Here is a 2357-nt window from a genome sequence, read left to right as displayed (position 1 = left end):
GCTGCCGGCCGGCGGGCACGGCCCGGAGGACGTGGTGGTCGACGGCGACGGCCGGGTGGTCAGCGGCGACGAGGACGGCCGGCTCTGGTGGTGGCCGGCCGACTCCCCGCCCGGCACCCCGCCCACGCTGCTGGCCGAGACCGGCGGACGGCCGCTGGGCATCGAGCACGATCCGGTCGACGGCGGGTTGCTGGTCTGCGACGCGTACCGGGGACTGCTGCGGGTCGACCCGGTCGGCCGGGTGCACGAGCTGACCGGCACCGCGCCGCCGGTGCACCTGGCCGACAACGCCGCGGTGGCGCGCGACGGCACCGTCTACTTCACCGACTCGTCCGACCGGTTCCCGCTCTCGCACTGGAAGCGCGACCTGCTGGAGCACCGGCCCAACGGGCGGATCCTCGCGTACGACAGGGGCACCGGGCGCACCGACGTGGTCGCGGACGGGCTCTACTTCCCCAACGGGCTCGCGCTGACCCCGGACGAGTCGGCGCTGATGCTCGCCGAGACCGCCACCCACCGGCTGCTCCGGGTGGGCCTGCCGAGCGGGCGGGCCACGGTGCTCACCGACCTGCCCGCGTACCCGGACAACATCTCCGCGGTCGGCGACGGCACCTACTGGGTCGCGTTGCCCAGCCCTCGGCTGCGCGCCATGGAACGGCTGCTGCCACACCCCCGGGTGCGGCAGATCGTGGCCCTGCTGCCCGGCGCGGTGCAGCCGCAGCCGCGCCGCTACGGGCTGGTCGCGCTGGTCGACGGCACCGGCCGGGTGCTGCGCACGCTGCACGGCCCGAGCGGGGCGTACCCGATGGTCACCGGCGTGCGGCAGCACGGCCGCCACCTCTGGCTGGGCAGCCTGACCGCGACCGGGGTGGCCCGCGTCGGCCTGGACTGAGCACGACGCGGGGCCGGCCCGCGCGGACGCGGGCCGGCCCCGTGGCCGTTCCTCCCCAGGTTCAGCCGCCGCTGTTGCTCCGTGAGGGGGCCGGGGCCGGTGACGACCCGCCGGCCACCGCGCCCGGGTGCGGCGTGGCGCTCTGCGTGGGCTTCAGCCCCGCCGGTACGGGCAGCGCGCTGCCCTTGGCGAACTCGTCCCAGCCGACGTTCCAGGCGGTGAAGCCGTTGCCCTGGTCGAGCTTCACCTCGGTGCCCTTGACCGTCACCAGGTCACCGACCTGCGTGAAGCCCATCAGCCAGTCCGCGGCGGTGGCCGAGACGTTGGTGCAGCCGTGCGAGACGTTAGTGCTCCCCTGGTCGCCCTCCGACCACGGCGCCGAGTGGATGAACTCGCCGCCCCAGGTCAGCCGCTGGGCGTCGTCCACGTCGACCACGTAGCCGCCGTTGGGCTCACCACGGGTGTCGAACGTGGTGTGCTCGTGCTTCTCCATGATCACCATGTTGCCGCTGGACGTCGGCGTGCTCGCCTTGCCCAGACTCACCGGGATCTTCTTGAGCACCTTGCCGTCCTGGTAGACGGTCATCTGCTTGGTCCCGTTGTCGATGTCGAGCGTCACCTGGCGGCCGACCTTGGCGCTCGCGACCCGGTCGGAGTCGCCGATCGCGTCCTTGCCGATGGGCAGCCCCTGCAACGCGCTGCGCACGCTGATCTTCGTGCCCGGCTTCCACCGGTCCGGCGCCCGGTACTCGGCCTGCTTGCCGTCGGCCACCCAGGACCAGGTGCCCGGCTGCGGCGGGTCGGTCTTCACGAACAGCCGGCGCTGGACGTCCGCGCGGGCCTCCTTCGGAATCGGCGGGTCGAATCCGAGCACGACCGGCATCGCCGTCCCGTACGTCTGATTCGGCCGGAAATACAATTCGCTGGTGACGGCCGGTTTGGTGGATTTGGCCATCGTCGTGAACGTCGTCTTCTGCGTGGCGGTCTTGCCGGAATCGCCGGTCGCGGTCACCTCCGCGGTGTACGTCCGGGAATTGGCGAGCGGCCGGTCCGGCACCCAGCCGGAGCCGTCCTCACGCGGCTGGGCCGGCACCGCGTTTCCCTTGTCGTCGGTCAGCTTGACGGCTGTCACCTTGCCGTTGCTGACCTTCGTCCCCACCTCCGCGCTGATCGGCACGTCCCGGGTACGGTCGGCCGGCGACACGGAGACCGACGGCGGCGCGGCCTCGGCCCGCTTCGCCACCGACTTCGGGCCGGCGGTACACGCGCCGACCGCCAGCGGCGCGGCTGCGACGGTCATCGCGAAAAGCGTCAGTCGGCGCCTCGCAAACATATTTCGCCCCCCATTTCCGAACCCTCTCGCCCACATTCTGTAGGCCCGGGATCGCGCCGTGGCACCTTCGGCGGAATTGCTCGGAAACAGCTGCGCGAATTGTGCCGGACAGGTAATTCCCGTCCCCGCTTG

General features: G+C 72.4%; 2 protein-coding genes. One reads left to right on the top strand and one right to left on the bottom strand.

Translation table 11 applies throughout. The features are described 5' to 3' along the window. The first annotated feature begins 1 nt into the window (after position 1). On the top strand, positions 2–892 hold the full coding sequence (locus EAD96_RS10085) for an SMP-30/gluconolactonase/LRE family protein (RefSeq protein ID WP_233585616.1): 891 nt from the start codon (positions 2–4) through the stop codon (positions 890–892). A gap of 61 nt (positions 893–953) precedes the next feature. Here EAD96_RS10085 and EAD96_RS10080 read toward each other — a convergent pair whose 3' ends face one another. After that, positions 954–2225 (bottom strand): Ig-like domain-containing protein, encoded by a 1272-nt coding sequence (locus EAD96_RS10080; protein ID WP_199733120.1) that lies wholly within the window; start codon positions 2223–2225, stop codon positions 954–956. Positions 2226–2357: the final 132 nt, after the last annotated feature.

Origin of the sequence: Micromonospora sp. BL1, from assembly GCF_003667485.1 — a bacterium.
GTDB lineage: Bacteria > Actinomycetota > Actinomycetes > Mycobacteriales > Micromonosporaceae > Micromonospora > Micromonospora tulbaghiae.
The sequence above is the reverse complement of the archived record's forward strand: the minus strand, read 5'-3'. Positions and strand labels throughout refer to the sequence as shown.